The sequence below is a fragment of the Haloechinothrix sp. LS1_15 genome, assembly GCF_033042135.1.
Taxonomy (GTDB): domain Bacteria; phylum Actinomycetota; class Actinomycetes; order Mycobacteriales; family Pseudonocardiaceae; genus Haloechinothrix.
Genome location: NZ_WBXM01000005.1, coordinates 164,876 through 186,673 on the forward strand (window position 1 = coordinate 164,876; position 21,798 = coordinate 186,673).

General features: G+C 68.9%; 22 protein-coding genes. 5 read left to right on the top strand and 17 right to left on the bottom strand.

From position 1 onward, the window contains the following. Positions 1 to 2: 2 nt before the first annotated feature. From F8178_RS10055 to F8178_RS10095, 9 genes are all read right to left on the bottom strand, one after another. Positions 3 to 326 (bottom strand): DUF2469 domain-containing protein, encoded by a 324-nt coding sequence (locus F8178_RS10055; protein ID WP_317494448.1) that lies wholly within the window; start codon positions 324 to 326, stop codon positions 3 to 5. Between the two features lie 52 nt (positions 327 to 378). Then, positions 379 to 1,116 carry a ribonuclease HII gene (locus tag F8178_RS10060; protein ID WP_317494449.1) on the bottom strand — a complete coding sequence of 246 codons (738 nt, stop codon included), beginning with the start codon at positions 1,114 to 1,116 and terminating at the stop codon, positions 379 to 381. Between the two features lie 63 nt (positions 1,117 to 1,179). Beyond that, positions 1,180 to 1,971 (bottom strand): signal peptidase I, encoded by a 792-nt coding sequence (gene lepB / locus F8178_RS10065; RefSeq protein ID WP_396345244.1) that lies wholly within the window; start codon positions 1,969 to 1,971, stop codon positions 1,180 to 1,182. A 31-nt stretch (positions 1,972 to 2,002) separates the two neighbouring features. Continuing rightward, entirely contained in the window at positions 2,003 to 2,362 is a 360-nt protein-coding gene (gene rplS / locus F8178_RS10070) for a 50S ribosomal protein L19 (RefSeq protein WP_317494450.1), read from the bottom strand. A gap of 207 nt (positions 2,363 to 2,569) precedes the next feature. Next, positions 2,570 to 3,343 carry a tRNA (guanosine(37)-N1)-methyltransferase TrmD gene (gene trmD / locus F8178_RS10075; protein ID WP_317494451.1) on the bottom strand — a complete coding sequence of 258 codons (774 nt, stop codon included), beginning with the start codon at positions 3,341 to 3,343 and terminating at the stop codon, positions 2,570 to 2,572. Positions 3,344 to 3,397: 54 nt separating this feature from the next. Further along, on the bottom strand, positions 3,398 to 3,979 hold the full coding sequence (gene rimM / locus F8178_RS10080; protein WP_317494452.1) for a ribosome maturation factor RimM: 582 nt from the start codon (positions 3,977 to 3,979) through the stop codon (positions 3,398 to 3,400). Positions 3,980 to 4,068: 89 nt separating this feature from the next. Next, positions 4,069 to 4,308, bottom strand: coding sequence for an RNA-binding protein (locus tag F8178_RS10085; RefSeq protein ID WP_317494453.1), 240 nt, complete (start codon positions 4,306 to 4,308; stop codon positions 4,069 to 4,071). Further along, positions 4,305 to 4,847 (bottom strand): 30S ribosomal protein S16, encoded by a 543-nt coding sequence (gene rpsP / locus F8178_RS10090; protein ID WP_317494454.1) that lies wholly within the window; start codon positions 4,845 to 4,847, stop codon positions 4,305 to 4,307. Before rpsP ends, F8178_RS10085 begins: the two co-directional genes overlap by 4 nt. Before the next feature lie 237 nt (positions 4,848 to 5,084). Beyond that, positions 5,085 to 5,843 (bottom strand): TetR/AcrR family transcriptional regulator, encoded by a 759-nt coding sequence (locus tag F8178_RS10095; RefSeq protein ID WP_317494455.1) that lies wholly within the window; start codon positions 5,841 to 5,843, stop codon positions 5,085 to 5,087. A 90-nt stretch (positions 5,844 to 5,933) separates the two neighbouring features. On the opposite strand from F8178_RS10095, the gene F8178_RS10100 reads away from it, so the two are divergent. Further along, positions 5,934 to 6,920, top strand: coding sequence for an ATP-binding cassette domain-containing protein (locus tag F8178_RS10100; protein WP_317494456.1), 987 nt, complete (start codon positions 5,934 to 5,936; stop codon positions 6,918 to 6,920). Further along, a complete protein-coding gene (locus tag F8178_RS10105; protein ID WP_317494457.1) occupies positions 6,917 to 7,759 on the top strand; it encodes an ABC transporter permease in 843 nt (280 codons plus the stop codon). The genes F8178_RS10100 and F8178_RS10105 overlap by 4 nt, the downstream gene beginning before the upstream one ends. Positions 7,760 to 7,807: 48 nt before the next feature. Here the strand turns inward: F8178_RS10105 and F8178_RS10110 are convergent, their stop codons facing one another. From F8178_RS10110 to F8178_RS10140, 7 genes are all read right to left on the bottom strand, one after another. Continuing rightward, a complete protein-coding gene (locus F8178_RS10110) occupies positions 7,808 to 8,554 on the bottom strand; it encodes a type II CAAX endopeptidase family protein (protein ID WP_317494458.1) in 747 nt (248 codons plus the stop codon). Continuing rightward, positions 8,554 to 9,306: a type II CAAX endopeptidase family protein gene (locus tag F8178_RS10115; RefSeq protein WP_317494587.1), complete on the bottom strand. Its 753-nt coding sequence runs from the start codon at positions 9,304 to 9,306 to the stop codon at positions 8,554 to 8,556. The genes F8178_RS10110 and F8178_RS10115 overlap by 1 nt, the downstream gene beginning before the upstream one ends. Positions 9,307 to 9,308: 2 nt before the next feature. Further along, entirely contained in the window at positions 9,309 to 10,418 is a 1,110-nt protein-coding gene (locus F8178_RS10120; RefSeq protein ID WP_317494459.1) for an amidohydrolase family protein, read from the bottom strand. Positions 10,419 to 10,434: 16 nt separating this feature from the next. Next, a complete protein-coding gene (gene ffh, locus F8178_RS10125; RefSeq protein WP_317494460.1) occupies positions 10,435 to 12,006 on the bottom strand; it encodes a signal recognition particle protein in 1,572 nt (523 codons plus the stop codon). Between the two features lie 643 nt (positions 12,007 to 12,649). Then, positions 12,650 to 14,980: a [protein-PII] uridylyltransferase gene (locus F8178_RS10130; protein WP_317494461.1), complete on the bottom strand. Its 2,331-nt coding sequence runs from the start codon at positions 14,978 to 14,980 to the stop codon at positions 12,650 to 12,652. Between the two features lie 96 nt (positions 14,981 to 15,076). After that, a complete protein-coding gene (locus tag F8178_RS10135; protein ID WP_317494462.1) occupies positions 15,077 to 15,415 on the bottom strand; it encodes a P-II family nitrogen regulator in 339 nt (112 codons plus the stop codon). Further along, positions 15,412 to 16,722, bottom strand: a complete 1,311-nt coding sequence (locus tag F8178_RS10140; protein WP_317494463.1) for an ammonium transporter — start codon at positions 16,720 to 16,722, stop codon at positions 15,412 to 15,414. Before F8178_RS10140 ends, F8178_RS10135 begins: the two co-directional genes overlap by 4 nt. A 212-nt stretch (positions 16,723 to 16,934) precedes the next feature. Here F8178_RS10140 and F8178_RS10145 point away from each other — a divergent pair, with 212 nt between their 5' ends. Then, positions 16,935 to 17,648, top strand: a complete 714-nt coding sequence (locus F8178_RS10145; RefSeq protein WP_317494588.1) for a (2Fe-2S)-binding protein — start codon at positions 16,935 to 16,937, stop codon at positions 17,646 to 17,648. Here F8178_RS10145 and aceB read toward each other — a convergent pair. Continuing rightward, the gene (aceB, locus tag F8178_RS10150) at positions 17,641 to 19,221 is read right to left on the bottom strand and encodes a malate synthase A (protein WP_317494464.1); all 1,581 of its coding nucleotides are present in this window, start codon (positions 19,219 to 19,221) and stop codon (positions 17,641 to 17,643) included. The genes F8178_RS10145 and aceB overlap by 8 nt on opposite strands. A gap of 261 nt (positions 19,222 to 19,482) precedes the next feature. Here aceB and F8178_RS10155 point away from each other — a divergent pair, with 261 nt between their 5' ends. Next, on the top strand, positions 19,483 to 20,271 hold the full coding sequence (locus F8178_RS10155) for an IclR family transcriptional regulator (protein ID WP_317494465.1): 789 nt from the start codon (positions 19,483 to 19,485) through the stop codon (positions 20,269 to 20,271). 173 nt (positions 20,272 to 20,444) lie between these two features. Further along, entirely contained in the window at positions 20,445 to 21,725 is a 1,281-nt protein-coding gene (locus F8178_RS10160; RefSeq protein WP_317494466.1) for a DUF6986 family protein, read from the top strand. Positions 21,726 to 21,798 lie beyond the last annotated feature (73 nt).

Consider the following 21,798-nt stretch of genomic DNA (forward strand, 5'->3'; position numbering starts at 1 on the left):
GCTCAGCCGGTGAACGGGCCGTCGTCAGGCAACTTGAGGTCGGGCTTGTCCAGCTCCTCGACGTTGACGTCCTTGAAGGTGATCACCCGGACGTTCTTGACGAAACGCGCGGGGCGGTACATGTCCCACACCCACGCATCCGACATCGCCACCTCGAAGTACACCTCGCCGCCCGCGTCGCACACCTGCACGTCCACGGCGTTGGCCAGGTAGAACCGCCGTTCGGTCTCGACGACGTAGGAGAACTGGCCGACGATGTCGCGGTACTCGCGGTACAGCGACAGCTCCATCTCGGTCTCGTACTTCTCGAGGTCCTCCGCGCTCATGCGGGTGGCGTCCCTCCTCGGGCCTGCGGGCTCAACAGCGTCCGTACAAGGTTCATTGTTCCGCACCGTGTCGGAAGCGCGACAGGGCGCCTCGCCATGACCCGCCGTCGCGCGCCGCGGCGGCCACATTCGCATACGACCAGCGATGGATCTCGCTCGGCCCGTACTCGGCCAGCGCCCTGGTGTGCTCGGCCGTGCCATAACCTTTGTGCCCGGCGAAACCGTACTGCGGGTAGTGCTCGTGCAGCTCCGTCATGATGCGGTCCCTGGTGACCTTGGCCAGCACCGACGCGGCGGCGACACAGGCAGCGGTTCGGTCCCCCCGCACCACCGGCAGGCTGGGGCTGGCCAGGCCGTGTACGGCGAACCCGTCCAGCAGTACGTAACCGGGATGGGGGCGCAGTCGCGCGACGGCGCGGCGCATGCCCGCGATATTGGCGGCGTGCACGCCGTCGAGGTCGATCTCGACAGCGTCGATGACCACGACCGCGTAGGTTTCGGCTCCGGCGACGAGCTCGCCATAGAGACGTTCGCGGACCGCCGGATTCAGCCGCTTCGAGTCGGTGAGTTCTGGAAACCGGGCCCGGCTGTCATGGTGCAGCACGCAGGCGGCCACCACCAGCGGGCCTGCGCACGCCCCCCGCCCCGCCTCGTCGACCCCGGCCACCGGGCCGAGACCTCTCCGGGTGAGCGCGCGTTGCATCGCCCAGGAGCCCCCATCCCGCCGGACCGGCACGCGCGCGGGTCGCGGTATCCCCGCCGCACGGGTCACGGTCGCCCCAGCGGGCATCGACGGTGTACCTGCGCTCACCGCGATCCGGCCCCCGGCCATCGGCGGCAGCCGCTGTCCGCGTCACTCGCGTTGCGGGTTGTAATCACTGACCGCTCCCCAACGCCCCGGGGGCAAAACGATGAACCGGGCCTTGCCCACCACGTTCTCCACCGGCACCGAGCCACGCTCACCGCCGGTTCCTTGAATGCGGGAATCGCTGGAATTGTTGCGGTTGTCCCCCATCATCCACAGCGTGTCCTCCGGCACCTCCACCGGGCCGAACGATCGCTGCTCGCTCTCCCTGCCCTGTTCCCAGTGCAGGTAGGGCTCGTCGAGCGGCTTGCCGTCGACCATCACCCGGTTCTGGTCATCGCAGCACTCCACGGTCTGGCCCCCGGTGGCGACCACACGCTTGACGAAGTCGCTCTCGTCAGGGGGAGCCATACCGATCAGCGAGCCCACCTGTTGCAGGAAGCCCGCCACCGGGTTGGCGGGCTCGGTCACCGGCGCATCGGTCTCCGTCCACGCCGGTGGCCCGTGGAACACGACCACGTCACCCGGCTCCGGCTCGTTGAAGTTGTAGACGACCTTATCCACCAACACCCGATCGGGTGTACACCCGGGGCAGCCGTGCAGCGTGGCTTGCATCGATCCGGACGGAATCATGTACACCCTCGCAACGAAATGCTGGATGGTGAACGTCAGCAGGAGGGCGACCAGGATGAGGATCGGCAGTTCTTTCCAGAACGACCGCTGCTTGGGCGGTTTGCGTTTCCGGTGCGCACCGCCACGCCTGCGGGGCTCCTCAGTCCGACCGTCACCACCATCGTCCGGCATCTCATCGGGTCCACTGGCATGCACGGGTTTGACCACAAAGCCAGACTAGAACACCCGCCCGGAGGCTTCAGGCCGAGGTCGTCGACTCGCGGCGCTCGCGGATGCGCGCCTTCTTGCCGCGGAGGTTGCGCAGGTAGTAGAGCTTGGCCCTACGCACGACGCCCTTCTTGGCGACCTCGATCTTGGCGATGTTCGGCGAGTGCACGGGGAACGTCCGCTCGACACCGACGCCGAAGGACACCTTCCGCACCGTGAACGTCTCACGGATACCGCCTCCCTGGCGGCGGATCACCACGCCCTGGAAGACCTGGTTGCGCTCGCGACTTCCCTCGATAACGCGGACGTGAACCTTCAACGTGTCGCCGGGCCGGAAGTACGGGATGTCGGAACGCAGCGACTCGGCGTCAAGAGCGTCCAGGGTGTTCATCGTGTTGGTCCGTCCTCGTTCTTCGGGTGATCTACCTTCATCACGGCGCGCTGCGACCCCAACGCGACATACCGTGATCCTACAGCGGAATGTATGGCCTGAGGGTGCGCACTGACGTGCTGCGCACCGTGCGCGAGCACGCCCACCTCCTCAATATTACAGGCGGTCGGCTGGCCGTCGCGTGCGGGGGCGGCCCACCCGCGACGGTCACTGCTCGTCACGCAGGGCGTCGAGCACCGCGCGGTCGTGCTCGTCCAGTGAGTCCTCCGGCAACGCGGCGAGGATATCCGGGCGGCGACGGTATGTTCTGATCAGCGCCTGATCCCGGTGCCAACGCGCGACGCGGGCGTGGTCGCCGGAGCGCAGGACCTCGGGCACGCCGAGCCCGCGCCACTGCTCGGGCCGGGTGTAACTGGGCCCTTCGAGCAGCCCGTCCAGCGAGGCGGAAAACGAGTCCTGGTGCGCCGAGTCGGGGTTACCCAGCACTCCGGGCAGCAGCCGCGCGACCGCCTCGACCATCACCAGTACCGCCGCTTCACCACCGACCAGCACGTAGTCGCCGATCGAGACCTCGTCGACCGGGATCCTGCGTGCCGCGTCACTGATCACGCGCTGGTCGATCCCCTCGTAGCGACCGCAGGCGAACACCAGGCGCTGCTCGGCGGCGTACTCCTCGGCAACCCGCTGCGTGAACGGTCGTCCCGCGGGAGTCGGCACGACCAACCGCGGGACCGGTCCGCTGGATTCGGCGCCGTACGGCACGAGGTCGTCCAGCGCTTCCCCCCAGACCTGCGGCTTCATGACCATTCCCGGCCCGCCGCCGTACGGCGCGTCGTCCACGGTGCGGTGCACGTCGTGCGTCCACTCGCGTAGATCGTGCACCTGGAGGCTGATCAGGCCACGGTCGATCGCCTTGCCGAGCAACGCCACCCGGAGCGGTTCCACGTACTCCGGGAAGATCGTGACGACGTCGATGTGCATGTCAACTCGCGAACCTGTTCGGGCAATGGCTGTAGCGGCCGCTGCTTTCGGGGGTTATTCCAGCAGCCCTTCCGGGGGATCGAGCACGATCCGGCGCTCGTCGAGATCCACGACGGGAACGATCGCGTGGACGAACGGCACCAGCACCTCCCGGTCACCGGTAGCCACCACCAGGAGGTCACTGCCCGGCCCGTGCACCACATCGCGCACGGACCCCACGCTCGATCCGTCGGTGAGCCCGACGTCGAGCCCGATCAGCTGATGGTCGTGGAACTCGTCCGGGTCCTCCGGAGGTGGAAGGTCAGCCGTGTCGACCACCAGCAGGCACCCGCGTAACCGGTCAGCGGCTTCCCTGCTGGTCACTTCCTCGAAACGAATCAGGAGGCGCTGTCCGTGCGGGCGCGCCTGCGCCACCGTCAGCGTGCGCGGACCATCGTCGCCGACGCTGCCGGAGTGATCGGTCCGGTGGGTGTCATCACGCCCATGGGACGGGCGGACGCGCGCCGAATCCGTCCTGCGCACCGCCAGCACGGCACCATCGGCGAAGCGCTCGTCCGGCGCGTCGGTCCGGACGTCGACGGCGAGCTCGCCGCGCACACCGTGGGCCTTAGCGACCCTTCCGACGACGACCTCCACGACTCACCTTCCCACAGCGATCCTCACCGAACCGCCGACCGGTGGTCCACCGGCCACGTGCGGCACCGGACGAGGGTGCGCAGGAGCCATCATCGATCAGTGTCGACCACGTCGACCCGTACGCCGCGGCCACCGACGCCGCCCATCACGGTACGCAGCGCGGTGGCGGTGCGACCCCCTCGCCCGATGACCTTACCCAGATCATCCGGGTGTACGTGCACTTCCAGCGTACGCCCCCGGCGCGTGGTGATCAGATCAACGCGGACCTCGTCGGGATGATCGACGATGCCCCGCACGAGGTGCTCCAGCGAGTCCGCGAGAAAGCTCACGCCCCGGCCCCGGCGGACGACTCGTCTTCTGCGGCGGCCTGCTCGCCGGCCGCGCCACTGTCGGTGTCCCCGGCAGCGTCGCTCGCCTTAGTCTCGTCCCCGGCCTTACCCTGCTCGGCCTTGCCGCTCTCGCTCTTGCTCGCCTTCTTGCCACGCTTCTTCTCGGTCGTGGCGGTGTCGGCCGCCGCGGTCTGGGCGTCGGCCTCGGCAAGAGCCTTGTTGAACAGCTCTTCCTTGCTCGGCTTGGGCTCGGCGACCTTCAGCGTGCCTTCCGCGCCCGGCAGGCCCTTGAACTTCTGCCAGTCGCCGGTGATGCGAAGGATGCGTTGGACCGGCTCGGTCGGCTGCGCACCGACACCTAACCAGTACTGTGTGCGCTCGGAGTCGACCTCGATCAAGCTCGGCTCGTCCTTCGGGTGGTACTTACCGATCGTCTCGATAGCCTTGCCATCCCTGCGGGTGCGGGCATCGGCCACGATGATCCGGTAATACGGCGCACGGATCTTGCCGAGACGCTGCAGTTTGATCTTGACGGCCACGGGTGCGGAACTCCTTGTGTTCTTCCGTTTGATCGCGGTCGGCCACGCGCTATCCGAGTGGAGCGGATGCGGCAGCCACAAAGCTGTGGTTCATGGATAACCCCGGCACGGCGAGCACACCCGGATGAGGTCTCCGGACAGGCTCGGCCAGGCCTGGCCGAGGCAGGCAGTTCTTCATTGTGCCAGACGGCCCGGCCAGAGCCTCCAGCCACCCGGGCACAGCGCCGCCGCGTGGACTCACCCGGCCGCTGCGCGTGAGGCCACGAGGCGCTCGATACCGTCGAGAATCCGCTCAAGGCCGAACTCGAACGACTCCTCCCAGCTACTGGCGAAGGTATCTTCGTCGGCCGAGGCCAGCGTCGGGTACTCACCGGATTCCATGGCCTGCTCCAGGACCGGCACGTGCAGCGTCCAGAACTCGTCGTGGCTCACCCCGGTATCGGCCTCGGCCCGCGCGTACAGGAGCTGGGCACGAGCCGAGCCGACGACGTAGTTCTCCACCGTGGTCACGATCATCACTCGCTCCCGATCCGACAGGGGAAGACCGTCGAGTGCTGCCATGAGATGTTCGAGTTCGGCCACCGAGTTCGGCCCCAGCACCGGGCGCCCCCAGTCGACTTCGATGAACCACGGGTGCGCCAGGCCACGTCGCCAGGACGTGCGAGCGAAGGCTTCCAGCACGCCACGCCAGCACTGCCCGTTCGCCTCCTCCCGCAAGGCGGCCGGGTTACTGATCCTGTCGAGCATCAGGGTGAGCAGCTCGGCCTTGCCCGGCACGTACCGGTACAGCGACATGGCACCCGCGCCGAGCTCGCGGGCGACCCGCCGCATGGACAGCGCCTCCGTCCCCTCCGCGTCGGCGATGGCGATCGCCGTGTCGACGATCCTGTCGAGTGTGAGCGAGGGCTTGCGACCACGCGCGGGCCGGTCCTTGACCCCCCACAGCAACGCGATACTGCGGGTCACGGGATTGGAGTCGGATGGCTCGGTTGTCATGGTGTGGACATCTTAACGAACATCTTGCCAATTGGGTACAGTGTACCCTAAAGTGAGTACAGCGTACTCACTTTATCGATGGGGGTTCTCGTGACCACTTCCGACTACGCCGTTCTCGCCGAGGGGTTGCGCAAGCGATACCGCGACAACCACGCACTGGACGGTCTGGACCTGGCAGTGCCGTACGGCATGGTCTACGGCCTGCTCGGCCCCAACGGCGCGGGCAAGACCACGGCGGTGCGCATCCTGTCCACCCTGATCACTTGGGACTCTGGGCGTGCCGAGGTGGCAGGCCACGATGTCGCCCGCTCCCCAAGGCAAGTACGGCACCGTATCGGCCTGACCGGCCAGCACACGGCCGTCGACGACAAGATCAGCGCGCGGCACAACCTCGTACTCTTCGGCAGGCTCTTCCACATCAGTACGGCGGCCGCTCGCAAGCGCGCCGACGAACTCCTCGAACAGTTCAGCCTGACGGACGTGGCAGACACGTCGCCGAAGAAGTTCTCCGGGGGCATGCGTCGCCGCCTCGACCTCGCCTCAAGCATGATCCTCGCGCCGCGGGTGCTGTTCCTCGACGAGCCAACCACCGGCCTCGACCCGGCTGGCCGCCGCGAGGTGTGGCAGGCCGTGCAGCACCTGGCAGCAGGCGGCACCACGGTGCTGCTGACCACGCACTACCTCGACGAAGCGGACAAGCTGTGCGACCGCATCGGGGTGATCGATCACGGCCGCAACGTCGTGGACGACACTCCGGACGGCCTGAAGCGACGTATCGGCAAGGAACGACTGGAGATCGTCGCGGCTGAGCCGGAGGATCTCCCGGTCATCACCGGCCTGGCCGAATGCGCGGCCACGGACTCCTCCGACGTCGTGGTCGACGACACGGAACTGTCGGTGAACGTGCCTGTCGCCGACGGCGCGCGGGTACTGACCGAGATCGCCTCCGACCTGCGCAGCAAGGGCGTCGCCGTCGCCGATCTCGGCATCCGCCGCCCCACCCTGGACGAGGCGTTCCTGCAACTCACCGGGCACACCACCACGCAGAGCGGTGACAACGAGGAGGTGTCGGTATGACCACTGTCGACCTGCGTCCCGACACCCGGGACACACCCGGCGCCCGGGCCAAATGGGCGGTGGCCGACAGCTGGACCATCGTTCTGCAGGAACTCACCCACCTGGTGCGGCAACCCTCCACGTTCGCGTGGCAGCTCGGGTTCCCGATCGTCATGGTGCTCATGTTCGTCTACGTCTTCGGCAGCGCCATGGACGTCTCGGGGCAGGGCGCAGGCGAAGGATACATGGAGTTCGCCATGCCGGGACTGTTCGCCATGACGATGGCCTTCGGGTTCATGAACACCGCGTTCGCGGTCACCCAGATCAAGGAGAAGGGGTTCATCGACCGCTTCCGGTCCATGCCCATGGCTTCCTCCGCGGTGGTGACCGGGCGCGGCGTCGCCGACATCATCCACGCCGCAGTCGACCTGGCGATCCTGGTCGCCATCGCGCTGATCCTCGGATGGCGTTCCGGTGGCAGCCTCGTCGCGACGCTGGGCGCGTTCCTGTTGCTGCTCTGGCTACGGCTGGCCTTGATCTTCGTCGGAATCTACCTGGGCTTCCTGGTCAAGAACACCGAAGCCGCAGGCAACCTGTTCGCCGTGGCCTTCCCGTTCGGGATGATCTCGTCGGTGTTCGCACCGCCGGAGCTCATGCCAGGCTGGCTGGGTACCGTTGCCGCGTGGAACCCCGTCTCCTCCACCACCGGCGCCATCCGGGAGATCTTCGAATCGCCGGAAGTCCGTAGCGGGTACTGGATCGAGGACCACGCGCTCGCGGCGGCCATCGCCTGGCCAGCCGTCATCATGGCGATTTTCCTGCCACTGGCGGTGCGCGCCTTCAAGCGGCTGAACAACTGACGCCCGGACACCGGACACGCGCCATCCCGGTTCCGGCGCGTGCCCGGTTCACGCCTCCAGCATCCCCAGCGCGGTCAGCAGGATCGCCAGGGCCGGGAAGAAGTTGTTCACCTGGTGGGCGATGATGCTCGCCAGCAGCCGGCCGGTGACCAGCCGGGCCAGTCCGATCGGGATGGCGATCACCAGCAGCAGCGTGGTGCGCAGCGGTTCGAGGTGGCTGACCGCGAACACCGCGGTGGAGATCATGAAAGCGGCGAAGCGACCCCACCGCTCGGTACGCCACTGGAGTCGCTCAATCGAGCTCCACAGCAACCCGCGGAAGATGATCTCTTCGCAGATCGGTCCGACGAGCCACAGGTAGAAGAACACCGTCAACGCCGCGTACAGCGACAGCGGCTGGTCGGCCACCAGCGCGCCGATAGCTGACTGCGCGTCGTCCTCGCCGACCACCTGCGTCCAGACCGCGACGCCTGCGATCGTGATCACCAGGCCGAGCGCGCCGAACCGCAAGCCGGTCTTGACGTCGTCCCAGCGCAGTTCCAGTGAGAGGTCGCGAAACGGCCCGTTCCCGCGCACCACCGTGATGAACAGGGCAAGCAGAGTCGCCACCACCGTCGGCGTGATGGTGCCGATCAACACGTGCCGGATCGGCAGGCTCTCACCCTCGGCTGGAGCGCCGAGTAGCACCGACACCACCGCAGCCGTGGTCAGCAACACCGCTTCGACCAGTAAGAACGCGCCGAAGCCCCACCGTGGGCTCGGCTTCGGCTGGGTCTGAACCTGCACGGCAGCCATCAGCTCACCATGAGCAGCAGAACGGCAGGCGGCAGGTTGTTGATGCCATGGGCGACGATGCTGGTACTGACACGCCCGGTAAGGTACCGCGCCACGCCGAGTACCATGCCCTGCGCGAACAACGCCATGGTGCGCTCGGGCTCGGCGTGCAGGTACGCGAAGACCGTGGCGCTGAGCACTACGATCGCCCATACCGGTACGCGGTAGTACGCCAGCGCGTTCCACAGCGCCCCTCGCACCAGCAACTCCTCGGTCACCGGCGCGACGACCACCAGCACGAAAGCCATCACCAGCAGCCAGTGGAGATCGTCACCCAGGCCTTCGGCAAGACCGTGCAGCGGGCTATCGGTGAACTCCTCCGGCCCGTAGACGCCCATAGCGAGCAAGTTCATCAGGTACCCGGCCAGCAGCGCGAACCCACCGCAGGCCACCCCTACCGGCACATCGCGCCAGACGGGCAGGACCGCGAAGTCCGCGCGCAGCCCCCTGCCCCACAGCCACGATCCGAGAGCGGGCCCCACTCCGAGCAGCAGGTTCGGCACGAAGGCCAGCAGCAGCACCGGGCCGAGCTCGGTCACCTCCAGCGGCCGTGGTCCCGGATCCACCCCGCCGACCGCCAGGGCCACCGCCATCCCAGCGGCGTGGTAGCCGCCCAGCCCGAGGAACAGTGCCAGCAGACCCCAATGCGCGCCGAAGACGAGCCCGTCGGACAGGGACGGCTGGGGCCGGAGAGGGCCCTGGCTGCCGGGCATGCTCACCGCACAACCATGCCCCGAAGCACGGCACGGGCGGGGGTGCGCAACACGTCCGGATCCCGCCGCGGGTCGCGGTCGAATACCAGCAGGTCCGCCTCCGCCCCGTCGACGATCCCCCGGTAGCCCAGCCACTCCCTGGCTCGCCAGGACGCCGCTGCCAGCGCCTGCTCGCTCGGCAGGCCCGCGTGATGCAACGCGGCGATCTCGTCGACGATCCGGCCGTGCGCGATCATGCCTCCCGCGTCGGTGCCTGCGTACAGCGGCACACCCGCCTCGTACGCGGCCCGCACCATGTCGCCGACGCCGGCGTTCAGTGCCCGCATGTGCGCCGCGTACGTGGGGTACTTCGCCGCCTGATCGGCGATCAAGGGAAAGTTCTCGATGTTGATCAGCGTGGGCACCACGGCGATGCCGCGGCGGGCGACCTCGTCGACCAGGCCGGCGGACAGCAGCCCCGTCGCATGCTCCAGGCAATCGATCCCGGCACGGACCAAACCTTCCAGCGCGTCCTCGCCGAAGACGTGCGCGGTGACCCGGGCACCCGCGCGGTGTGCCCGGTCGATGGCCTCGCTCAGCACATTCTCCGGCCACAGCGGGGCGAGGTCGCCCACCGACCGGTCGATCCAGTCGCCGACGATCTTGACCCAGCCGTCGCCGTTGGCCGCCTGTTCCGCGACGGCTTGCGGCAGCAGCTCGGGATCGTCGAGCTCGATGCCCAGCCCCGGGATATAACGCTTGGCCAGTGCCAAGTGCCGTCCCGCCCGGATGATGCGCGGCAGCTGCCCGTCCCGCTGCAGCGGCCTGTTGTCCATCGGCACGCCGCAGTCCCTGATCAGCATCGTGCCACCGTCGAGATCGGTGGCGGCCTGCCGCCGGGCCTCGGCCAGCGTCGCGGTGCCTCCCTGCTCGGCGATGCCGGGATGGCAGTGCGCATCGGCGAGCCCCGGCACGAGGTAGCCGCCACCGGCCACCGTGTCGGCGCCCGAGATCTCGGTGAATCCGATCGTGCCGTCGCTGACCCAGAGATCGCGCTGCTCGCCCTCCGGCAACACGATGCCGCGCAGGTGGAGGGCGCGTTGCTGCGGGGAACCGGCCACCGACTCGGTCATCAACGACCCGACCCGCCTACTTCTTCTTCGGCGACTTCAGCTTGGACGGGTCGAAGCCAGGAGGCAACTCGTTCATACCGCCACCGAGCTTGGACAGGTCCGGCCCGCCTGCACCTCCTGCGGGTGGCATCGGCATTCCTCCCGGCATACCGCCCTTGACTTTCGGCGGTGTCGGGCCGCGCCCCTTGCCTTTCTTGCCTTTCTTGCCCTTGCGGTTCTTCTTGGTTCCCCCGCCGGAGCCACCGCCCATGCCGAAGCTTCCCGCCATCTGCGCCATCATCTTGCGGGCCTCGAAGAACCGGTTGACGAGGTCGTTGACCTCCCGCACCTGCACCCCGGATCCGTTGGCGATCCGCAGCCTGCGGGAGGCGTTGATGATCTTGGGATTGGCGCGTTCCGCGGGCGTCATCCCCCTGATGATCGCCTGCAGCCGGTCCAGATGCGAATCGTCGAAGTCCGCCAGCTGTTCCTTCATCTGACCGCCGCCGGGCAGCATCCCCAGCAGGTTGCCGATCGGGCCCATCTTGCGCACCGACAGCATCTGCTCGAGGAAGTCCTCCAGCGTCAGCTCCCCCGAACCGATCTTCGCGGCCGTCTGCTCGGCCTGCTGCTGGTCGAACGCCTGCTCGGCCTGCTCGATCAAGGTCAGCATGTCGCCCATGCCCAGGATCCGGCTCGCCATCCGGTCCGGGTGGAAGGCGTCGAAATCGGCGAGCTTCTCCCCGTTCGAGGCGAACAGGATGGGCTGACCGGTCACCTCGCGCACGCTCAGCGCGGCACCGCCGCGGGCGTCACCGTCGAGCTTGGTCAGCACGACCCCGGTGAAGCCGACACCGTCGCGGAAGGCCTCCGCCGTGGTGACGGCGTCCTGACCAGTCATCGCGTCCACCACGAACAGCGTCTCGTCCGGTTCGACGGCGTCGCGGATGTCGGCGGCCTGGCGCATCATCTCCTCGTCGACGCCCAGGCGGCCCGCGGTGTCGATGATGACCAAGTCGTGTTGGGCGCGACGGGCCTCGTCGATGCTGCGCCGCGCCACGTCCACCGGGTCGCCGGTCGCCGCCGGTGCGGACTCGGTCGCGGTCGACGACACGTTCCCCTCTTCGGGAGCGAACACCGAAACGCCTGCGCGATCGCCGACCACTTGCAGCTGCGTGACCGCGTTCGGTCGCTGGAGGTCGCAGGCGACAAGCAGCGGGGTGTGTCCCTGCTTCTTCAGGTACATGGCGAGCTTGCCTGCGAGCGTGGTCTTACCCGAACCCTGGAGACCGGCGAGCATGATCACTGTCGGCGGTGTCTTGGCCAGGTTGAGCCTGCGACTCTCGCCACCGAGGATGCTGACCAGCTCCTCGTTGACGATCTTGATGACCTGCTGAGCGGGGTTGAGCGCCTGCGAGACCTCCGCCCCCTTGGCGCGTTCTTTCACCTGCGAGATGAACCCGCGCACCACGGGCAGCGCGACGTCGGCCTCGAGCAGGGCGACGCGGATCTCCCGCGCCGTGGCATCGATGTCGGCCTCCGACAGCTTTCCCTTGCTACGCAGGTTCTGCAGGACCGAGGTGAGGCGATCGGACAGGGTGTCGAACACTGGTGCGCACTCCCGCTGGTCGTGGTTGCTCGGTATTGCCCCCGTGAGGGGGTTCCTGGCACGAGGTACCCGCACCCTCCAGCGTATCCCGAGCGCCGAACCCCGCTGCGGGGCGGCACCGCAGCGCCCGGTATCGCGGCCCCCTCCACCCGCGATACCGGGACGCCTACCGGCAATCACCGACAATCACCGGCAGCCACCGGTGGTCACCGGTGGCTGCCGACCTGGCGCGGGGACCGGCTCGCCCCCCTCGTACGAGCCGGCCCCCGCATACCGGGCCACGCCGGGCCGAGCGAGCTCGGCCGATCCGTCCCGATCGGCCCGGCGTGAGTCCGGCGTGCGGGCCGCCCGTGTCGCCAGACCCCCAGTACCTCGCGACCGGACCGGCCCCCGCCAGTGCCCTGCTCTGCCCCCTTGTCGAGCAGGACGTCTCCAGACTGCCCGACGCCCGGCGCCGCGGACAGCGGAGAGCGCCGCGCATGCCATGAGTAGTTCTACGCATCTCATTCCTCCCGCGATGCCCCTATTCGGGTGATCACAGCGGGATGTCCACCTACCGTGCCGGGGGCGCCCGCTGTGACGGCACGCCCGACACAGGGTGCCGATGCGCTGGACACGGGGTGGAGGCCCGTCTCAGCCAATCTCAGTCAGCGGCTGCGGCGATGACGGCATGCTGCACCTGCTGACGCCAGTCGTGGTCCGGGGCACCGTCCAGGTGGCGCAGCGCGAAGGCGTCCACGCTCCACGTCCCGTGGCTGACCGCGCGCAGCCAGCTGACCTCCGCGCGGCACTCGCGTAGCGCGCACGCGACGCGATACAGCAACCCGATCCGGTCACCCGCACGCAGTTCCATCAGCACCACGTCCCGCTGCGGCGAGTCCTCCTCCTCCCAGCTCACCCGCGGGGTGACCTGCCGCGGCCGCGGGCACGCGTAGTCGCGTTCCTTGGCGGCCAGCCGCTCGTGCACCGCGAGCGTGCCGTGCAGCGCCCGGGTGACCTGCTCGCGCAGCAGCGTCGCCTCCGGTGGCGTGCCGAAGCGCGGCGCCGCGGTGAACACCCCGACCGGCGTGCCCGCGTGCTGCCGCACCGTCGCCGCGTGCACCTCGAGCGAATGCAGTGCGAGCACGCCCGTCATCGGGACGAGCACGTCCGATGCCCGCGCGGCAGCCGCGGTCACCGTGACCACCGATCCGTCGACGGATACCGTCACCCCCGCGGTGCCCGAAGACACGGCGGCCTCGGCAAGCTCGCGCTGCGCCGTGTCGAGCGGCTCGGGCCGCGCCAGCCGCTTGCCGTCGATGATCTGCAGGCAGCGACTCGCCAGCTCGGCGACCAGTCCCGCCCGCCACGCGGTCCACGTACCGGGGCCGGTGGCGCACCCGTCGGCATAGGCCAGCGCGTGCAGCAACTCGAGCAGCAGCGGATCCCCACCGATGGCCCGTGCCACCCGCTTCACGGTGCGGGGCTCGCTGATGTCCCGGTACATCGCGGTGGTGGGCAGCAGCAGGTGGTGGCGCACCATGCCGGACACCAGGGCGGCATCGCCGTCGGGCAGGCCGATCCGGTCGGCGACGCTCCTGGCGATCTCGGCGCCGAGTTCGGAATGATCGCGATCGCGTCCCTTTCCGATGTCGTGCAGCAACGCCCCCAGCATCAGCAGGTCCGGGCGCGCGACCGTGGTCGACCGCTCGGTTGCCGCCACACAGGTCCCCAGCAGGTGACGGTCGACGGTCCACGTGTGCACGGGTTCCCTCGGTTGCAGGTCCCGTACCGCCCCCCATTCCGGGAACAACCTGCCCCACAGCCCGTGACGGTCGAAAGCTTCCACCACGTCGTACAGCCCCTCGCCGGCACCGAGCAGGCCGATCAGCTCAGCCCGCACCGACGCCGACCACGGCGCGCGCGGCTCGGGCGCGGTGTCGGCGAGCAGCCGCAGCGTCCCCTGGCCGATGGGATGGCCACCCCGAGCCGCCGCCGCACCCACCCGGAGCAGCAACCCTTCGTCAGCACGTGGGTCGGCGCCTCGTGCCAGCGCGACCTCGTCGTCGTGCAGTACCACGCCGTCCGCCAGTGGCTTGCGCTTCGCCCGCAGACCGCGTATCCGCTTGGTGGAGCGCCGCCCGGTCCGCAACCCGACCTCGAGCGCGTAACGCACCGCGCGCCCTGCCCCTGACAGCTCGCGAGCCAGCGCGAACCGGTCCCGCATCCCCCATGCGCTCGCCACGGAGGCAGCCGTGGCGGCATCCAGCACGTCGCGGTCACGGCGCAGCTCGACCCGCAGCTGCGTGCGGGTGTCCAGGAGCAACGCTCGTGCGGCCCGTACCTCGTCGCTATTGCGGTCGGTCAACTGAGCGGCGGCGAGAGCATCCAGCAGCCCCACGTCGCGCAACCCGCCGCCGGAGTACTTGAGATCGGGTTCGGTCAGCTGCCCGATCTCGCCAGCCGAGTGCCACCTGGCGCGTACGGCCTCGGCGAGTTCGGCGACCCGCGAGCGCGCGCCGCGCTGCCACTGCTGCCGCGCGGTCGCGATGATCTCGTGAGCCAGGTCCGCATCGCCTGCGAGGAATCGCGCGTCCAGCAGTCCCAGCGCGGTGCGGAGGTCCCGCCCTGCGACATCGAGCACCTCCTTGGGGGTGCGCACGGCGTGATCGAGCCCGATCCCGGCGTCCCAGAGCGGGTACCACAGCGCGTGGGCGAGATCGTCGATTCCGGCCACGTCCCGGTGGACCAGGACGAGGTCCAGGTCCGAGTACGGCACCGGCTCCCTGCGCCCGAGGCTGCCCACCGCCAGCAGCGCCACCCCGGACCCGCCGCCACCGATACCCGCCTGACCTGCCCGGTGGCCTAGCCAGAGCTCGTAGAGGTCGGCGAGCGAGCCGCGCAGCGTCGTGGCGCTCGCACGGCCGTCGGTGCCCCGCGCCCGCGCGCTGTCGAGCAACCGTTCCGCGGCCGCGGTGAGATCTCCTACCAGCACGGTGTGCCTCCGTGGCGCGACGGGACTCGGGACGAGGCGCGACCTACGGAACGGCCTTCGGGACGCCGTTCCGTAGGTCGCGGGCCTCCGGCGTGGCTACAGCGCGTCGGTGCCACGCTCGCCGGTACGCACGCGCACCACGGTGTCCACCGGCGTCGCCCAGACCTTGCCGTCACCGATCTTGCCGGTGTTGGCGGCTTCGGCGATCGCGTCGATCACCCGGTCCGCGTGGCTGTCGTCGGTGACCACCTCGATGCGCATCTTGGCGACGAAGTCGACGGCGTACTCGGCACCGCGGTAGACCTCGGTGTGGCCCTTCTGCCTGCCGTAGCCCTGAACCTCGCTGACGGTCATCCCGAGTACGCCCTCGCGCTCCAGCGCGGAACGCACATCCTCCAGGGTGAACGGCTTGACGATGGCGGTGATCAGCTTCATGACCTACCCTCCTGGATCTTCGAGGTGGCGCTGGCACCAGCGGTGGGCGTCGCGGTCGTGCGTCCGCCGCTGGCCTGGCCGAAGTCGTAGCCAGCCTCGGCGTGCTCGACCTCGTCGATGCCGCCGAGCTCGACCTCCTCGCTGACCCGGAAGCCGATCGTCTTCTGCAGCACCACTCCGATGATCAGCGCGATGACGAAGGAGTAGATCAGCACCCCGATCGCACCGACGAGCTGGAGCCCGAACAGCCCGATGCCGCCGCCGTAGAACAGGCCGTTGTTCTCGCCGTCCACGACCTCGGTGGCGACCAGCCCGATCATCGCGGTGCCGATCAGCCCACCCACGAGGTGGATGCCCACCACGTCCAGCGAGTCGTCGTAGCCCAGCCGGTACTTCAGCCCGACGGCCAGAGCACACAGGATGCCCGCCACGAAGCCGATGGCGAACCCGCCCCACACGTCTACGTGGGCCGCTGCCGGCGTGATCGCCACGAGCCCGGCGACGATGCCGGAGGCGGCGCCGAGGCTGGTGGGACGGCCGTCACGGAGCCGCTCGGTCAGCAGCCAGCCGAGCATCGCCGCCGCGGTGGCACCGATCGTGTTGACGAAGGCCGCACCAGCGACCCCGTCGGCGGCGTAAGCGGAACCGGCGTTGAAGCCGAACCAGCCGAACCACAACAGGGCCGCGCCGAGCATCACCAGCGGCAGGTTGTGCGGCTTCATCGGCTCGCGCGGCCAGCCCTTGCGTTTGCCGAGCACGATCGCCAGCGCGAGCGCGGCCGCACCGGAGTTGATGTGCACCGCTGTGCCGCCCGCGAAGTCCAGCGTGCCGATTTCCTCGATCCAGCCGCCACCCCAGACCCAGTGGGCGACCGGGAAGTACACCACCGTCACCCAGACGGCGGCGAACAGCAGCCAGGCGCCGTAGCGCGCGCGATCGGCGATGGCTCCGGCGATCAGTGCCACCGTGATGATCGCGAACATGGCTTGGAAGGCCGCGTCAACCGATACCGGCACGCCGCCGTAGAGCTCGTAGTCGCCTGCGGCATCCGGTCCCATCGCCCCGCTGAGCCCGAGGTAATCGGTCGGGTTACCCAGCAGATAACCGATGCTCTCGCCGTAGGCGACCGAGTAGCCGAACGCCAGCCACAGCACGGCGACCACGCCCATGGCCCCGAAGCACATCATCATCATGTTCAGCACGCTCTTGGAGCGGACCATGCCGCCGTAGAAGAGCGCGAGACCGGGCGTCATCAGCAACACGAGCGCCGCACTCGTGAGCAGCCATGCGGTATCACCGCTATCCATGCTCTCTCCCTATTCGTTCGTGAATCGGTTACGGGACCTGGCAAGAGAGCATGGGCACGTCATATTGCGATCGATCGCGTGTGACGTTTCCGTGTCGTGAACCATCACGAGTGTTGCGTTACGGTGACGTTTCGGCCTCACTAACTAGTTCGGGGAGGAACATGGCAGGCCACATCGACACGGCGGCGGTATATCGCGCGCTGGACCAGGGGATGCCGTTTCACGCGGGAGCGCTTGTCGGGCCCGAGGCCACGGCGGTTCCCGCCGCGCGGCTCGCCGATGCCTGCTGGATCCGGGGCAGGATCGAGCTGGCTGGCGCGCTGTACGGGGATGCTTCCGCGCGGGCGCTCGCCACCGTGTCGTGGTACTCGGCGTCCTCGGTCCTGGTGGCTCCCGCGCTGGAGTCGCTGGTGCTGACCGGTACCCCGCTCGATCCATCACTCGAGGCGGTCACGCTGTACGTCCGTGCCGACGGGCGCTTCACCGGCGCTCGCTCCGCGCGGGTGTTACCCGGCGGACGTGATGACCTCACCGGGCTCGGCGCCGCCTTCGGCGAGGCGCTCGGCGCGGTGGTCGAACGGTTCGCCGCGGTCAGCGGGGCGCGCACCACGGCGTTATGGGCGATCGCGGCCGACTCGATCGCCAACCGGTTGCTGTGGGCCGGTCAGGCCACAGGGGAGGTGCCCGGCGCCACCGGATTGGCGGCGCCGCTGGCCGAGGCGATCGGGCCCGCCATGCCGCGACCTCGCTACCTCGACCTCGATGGCCAGTGCGTCACCCGCCGGGTGTCCTGTTGCCTGATCGACAGGGCGACCGGCGGCGACAAGTGTTCGAGCTGCCCGAACCAGCACCCCCGGATCCGCGAGAAGCGGATCCGGGAGGCGCTGGGGCTAGTCAGGGGCACCGACCGGCCGAGGATCAGCTGATCCGCTCGTAAGCGGGCAGCGTGAGGAAGTCAGGGAACTCGTCGGCGAGGGCGACCTGCTCGAACAGCTCGGCGGCCGGGTCGAGCAGCGAGCTGTCGATGATCTCGGCGAGCTCCGCACGCACCTCACCGAGCACGCGCCGCACCAGCTCCCTGGTGACCTTCTCGCCGGTGTCGTCGAGCACCACGCCGGTGTGCACCCACTGCCACACTTGCGAACGGGAGATCTCCGCGGTGGCTGCGTCCTCCATCAGATTGTGGATCGCGGCGGCACCGGTACCGCCCAGCCAGGAAGCGATGTAGCGCAGCCCGACATCGATGGCGCCGCGCAGCCCTTCCGCGGTGCAGCTGCCGGGGGTCGAGGCGACGTCGAGCAGCTGCTCCGCGGTCACCGCCACGTCCTCGCGTTTGCGGTCCACCTGGTTCGGCTTGTCGCCGAGTACCCCGTCGAAGATCTCCCGGCAGACCGGGACCAGGTCGGGGTGGGCCACCCAGGAGCCGTCGAAGCCGTCACCCGCTTCGCGGTTCTTGTCGTCACGCACCTTGGCCAGGGCGCGCTCGGTGACCTCGGGGTCACGCCGGTTCGGGATGAACGCGGCCATCCCACCGATCGCGAACGCGCCGCGCTTGTGGCAGGTGCGCACCAGCAGCTCGGTGTAGGCCCGCATGAACGGGGCGGTCATGGTGACGGAGTTACGGTCCGGCAGGGTGAAACCCTCGCCCGCGTCGCGGAAGGTCTTGATCACGCTGAACAGGTAGTCCCAACGACCGGCGTTCAGCCCGGCGGCGTGGTCGCGCAGCTCGTAGAGGATCTCCTCCATCTCGAACGCGGCCGGGATGGTCTCGATCAGCACGGTGGCACGCACCGTGCCGTGCGGAATGCCGAGCTGTTGCTGCGCGAACGTGAACACGTCGTTCCACAGTCGCGCTTCCAGGTGACTCTCCATCTTGGGCAGGTAGTAGAACGGGCCGGCTCCCCGCTCGGCCAGGTAGGCCGCGTTGTGGAAGAAGTGCAGCCCGAAGTCCACCAGCGCGCCCACGGCGTCCCGGTCACCGATACGGATGTTGCGCTCCGGCAGGTGCCAGCCACGGGGCCGGACGACGACGGTCGGATGATCGATGTCGGTACGCAGCGTGTAGCTCTTCTCCGGGGTGTGCAGTTCCACCTGCTTGCGTGCCGCGTCGTAGAGGTTGACCTGACCGGAGATCACGTTCTCCCAGTGGGGCGTGTTGGCGTCCTCCAGGTCGGCCAGCCACACCTTGGCGCCGGAGTTGAGGGCGTTGATGGTCATCTTCCGGTCGGTGGGACCGGTGATCTCCACGCGGCGATCGCGCAGTGCCTCAGGGGCCTCGGCGACCTGCCAATCCGCCGACCGCACCTCGGCGGTCTCCGGCAGGAAGTCGAGCTTGCCGGTGCGGGCGGCCTCCTCCCTACGTGCCGTGCGGGCACGCAATAGTTCGTCGCGGCGGGCGGCGAACTTCTCGTGCAGGCTGCCGAGGAAGGCCAGCGCTTCCGCGGTCAGGATCTCGTCCCCGCGCTCCACCTGGCCACCGATGACATGAACATCAGACATGCGAACACTCCACCCTGCCAACGACACACCCGTCGACGCGCGCCGACGGGCACCGACGGACACTGACTGAATACTGCGATTATCTGCGTGACGGACTATAGTTTTTGCATTACGGAAGGACCAAGCTGGGGTGTGCAGTCGCACTCCAACAGGCCGGCCGAACGAGCAGCCCGACGTCGGGATACTGGCACAGTACACTCTGAGGTACTACTCGCCGGTACGCGCGAGAGGCTACTCCTGGGTGCCTGAGAGGAGCGAGGAGTGTCAACCGGAAAATCAGGCCGCGAGAGCACCGGTGGAGTGCAGTCCCTGCAGCGCGCGTTCGAGCTCCTCGAAGGGCTTGCCGACACCGGAGGCGAGGCGAGCCTGTCCGAGCTCGCCGCCACCACCGGGCTGCCGATGCCGACGATCCACCGGCTGATCCGGACGTTGCTCTCGCTGGGCTACGTCCGCCAGAACGCCAACCGGCGCTACGCGCTGGGCTCGCGACTCATCCGGCTGGGCGAGAGCGCCAGCAGGCAGTTCGGCACCTGGGCGCGCCCGTTCCTCGCCGAGCTGGTGGACCAGGTCGGCGAGACCGCCAACCTCGCCGTCCTGGAACGCGACGAGGTCGTCTATGTCGCCCAGGTGCCCTCCACCCATTCGATGCGGATGTTCACCGAGGTCGGGCGCAGGTTGCTGCCGCACGGCACCGGCGTCGGCAAGGCGATGCTCTCGCAACTGCCGGCCGATCAGGTAAGGGAGCTGCTGCGTCGCACCGGTATGCCCGCCTACACCCCGCACACCCACACCGAACCGGACCAGCTGCTCTCCCATCTGGCCACCATCGCCGAGCAGGGCTACTCGCTCGACGAGAGCGAGCAGGAGCTCGGCGTGCGGTGTATCGCCGTGCCGCTGAGCGACGCTCCGGTGCCTGCCGCGATCTCGGTCTCCGGCCCGGAAGGGCGGCTGACCAAGGAAGCCGTAACGCACATCGCCCCGCTGGTGATTGACGTAGCCAGGCGCCTGTCGAAGCAGGTGAACGAGCACGATCTCGAGGTCGGCTCCTGAAGGTCGCCGCGCTGACCACCGACCACTGTCCACATCCCCGAGCCCGCGCTCACGCACGGGAATCGCCGCATGCCCGACGACTCCCGTCGCACCGCCGGTTGCGTATTTCACGATACAGAATGTAAGGTTCGCATAGCAGAACGGTTGTACTGGAACCCGTACCGGGAGGTGCGATGGGGACGGACACAGCGACCTGGCCGGCGCGGCTACGCGGTGACGTGCTCGACGCGCTGGACAGCAGGCTGGCACCGGTCGACGCGTGGCTCAAGGCGGCCTACCCCGGCCGGGTCGCGGGACGGCAGCCCGTGCACACCGTCTACGTGCCTGCCGATCAGTTCACCGCGGATCTGCCACAGGCCTGGGGGCAGCAGGCGCTGGCCACGCTGGAGGCGCACGCGCCGACCACCGCAGCGCTGGCGGCGAGCACCGGCCTCGACGCCACGCTACTCACCGAGATCCACCCCCGGCTGATCGGCAAGCTGCGCACCGAACCGATCGAGGATCTGCGCATCGATTTCGAGGACGGCTACGGCGCGCCGGGCGACGAGAAGGAGGACGCCACGGCGCTTGCCGCCGCCCGAGAGCTGGCCGAGGCCCAGGCGCGGGGCAGCGCCCCACCGTTCGTCGGCATCCGGTTCAAGAGCCTGGAAGCCGCCACGCGCGAGCGGGGCGTGCGCACCCTGGACGGGTTCCTCGGCGCGCTCAGCCGTGCAGGCGCGCTGCCCGCGGGATTCGTCGTCACACTGCCGAAGGTCACCGCGGTGGCTCAGGTCGAAGCCATGACGGAACTGTGCGAGTGGCTCGAGCGCGCGCACGGGCTCCAGCAGGGGCAGCTCAGGTACGAGATCCAGGTCGAGACCCCGCAGGCGGTCCTGGCTGCCGATGGCACGAGCGCGATCGCGCGCATGGTCCACACGGCGGGTGACCGGTTGCTCGGCCTGCACTACGGCACCTACGACTACAGCGCGGCCTGCGATGTGGCCCCGGCGCAGCAGAGCATGGAGCATCCCGTGGCCGACCACGCCAAGGCGATCATGCAGCTGGCCGTGGCTGGCACCGGTGTGCGGCTGTCGGACGGTTCCACCAACGTACTGCCCACCGGCGACACCGAGAGGGTGCGCGCGGCGTGGCTGCTGCACGCCCGGCTGGTGACGCGTTCCCTGAAACGAGCTTTCTACCAGGGGTGGGACATGCACCCTGGACAGCTCGTCACGCGCTACGCCGCGACCTACGCTTTCTTCAGGGCGGGATTCGCCGACGCCAGCGAGCGGTTTCGGGCCTATCTGGGCGTCTCCGGCGGCTCCGGTGTCCTCGACGAGCCCGCCACCGCGCAGGCGCTGGCGACCTTCCTGCTGCGGGGATTGCACTGTGGCGCCATCGACGGTGCGGAGATCGAAGCCGCCGGGATGGACCAGGAGACGCTGTACGCGCTGGCCGACCGCGAGGTGCGCTGACCGCCCTGTACCACTACGTGGGCGGGTTCGCGACGCCATGCGGGAGCTCATCATCTCCCGCATCTCCCGCAGG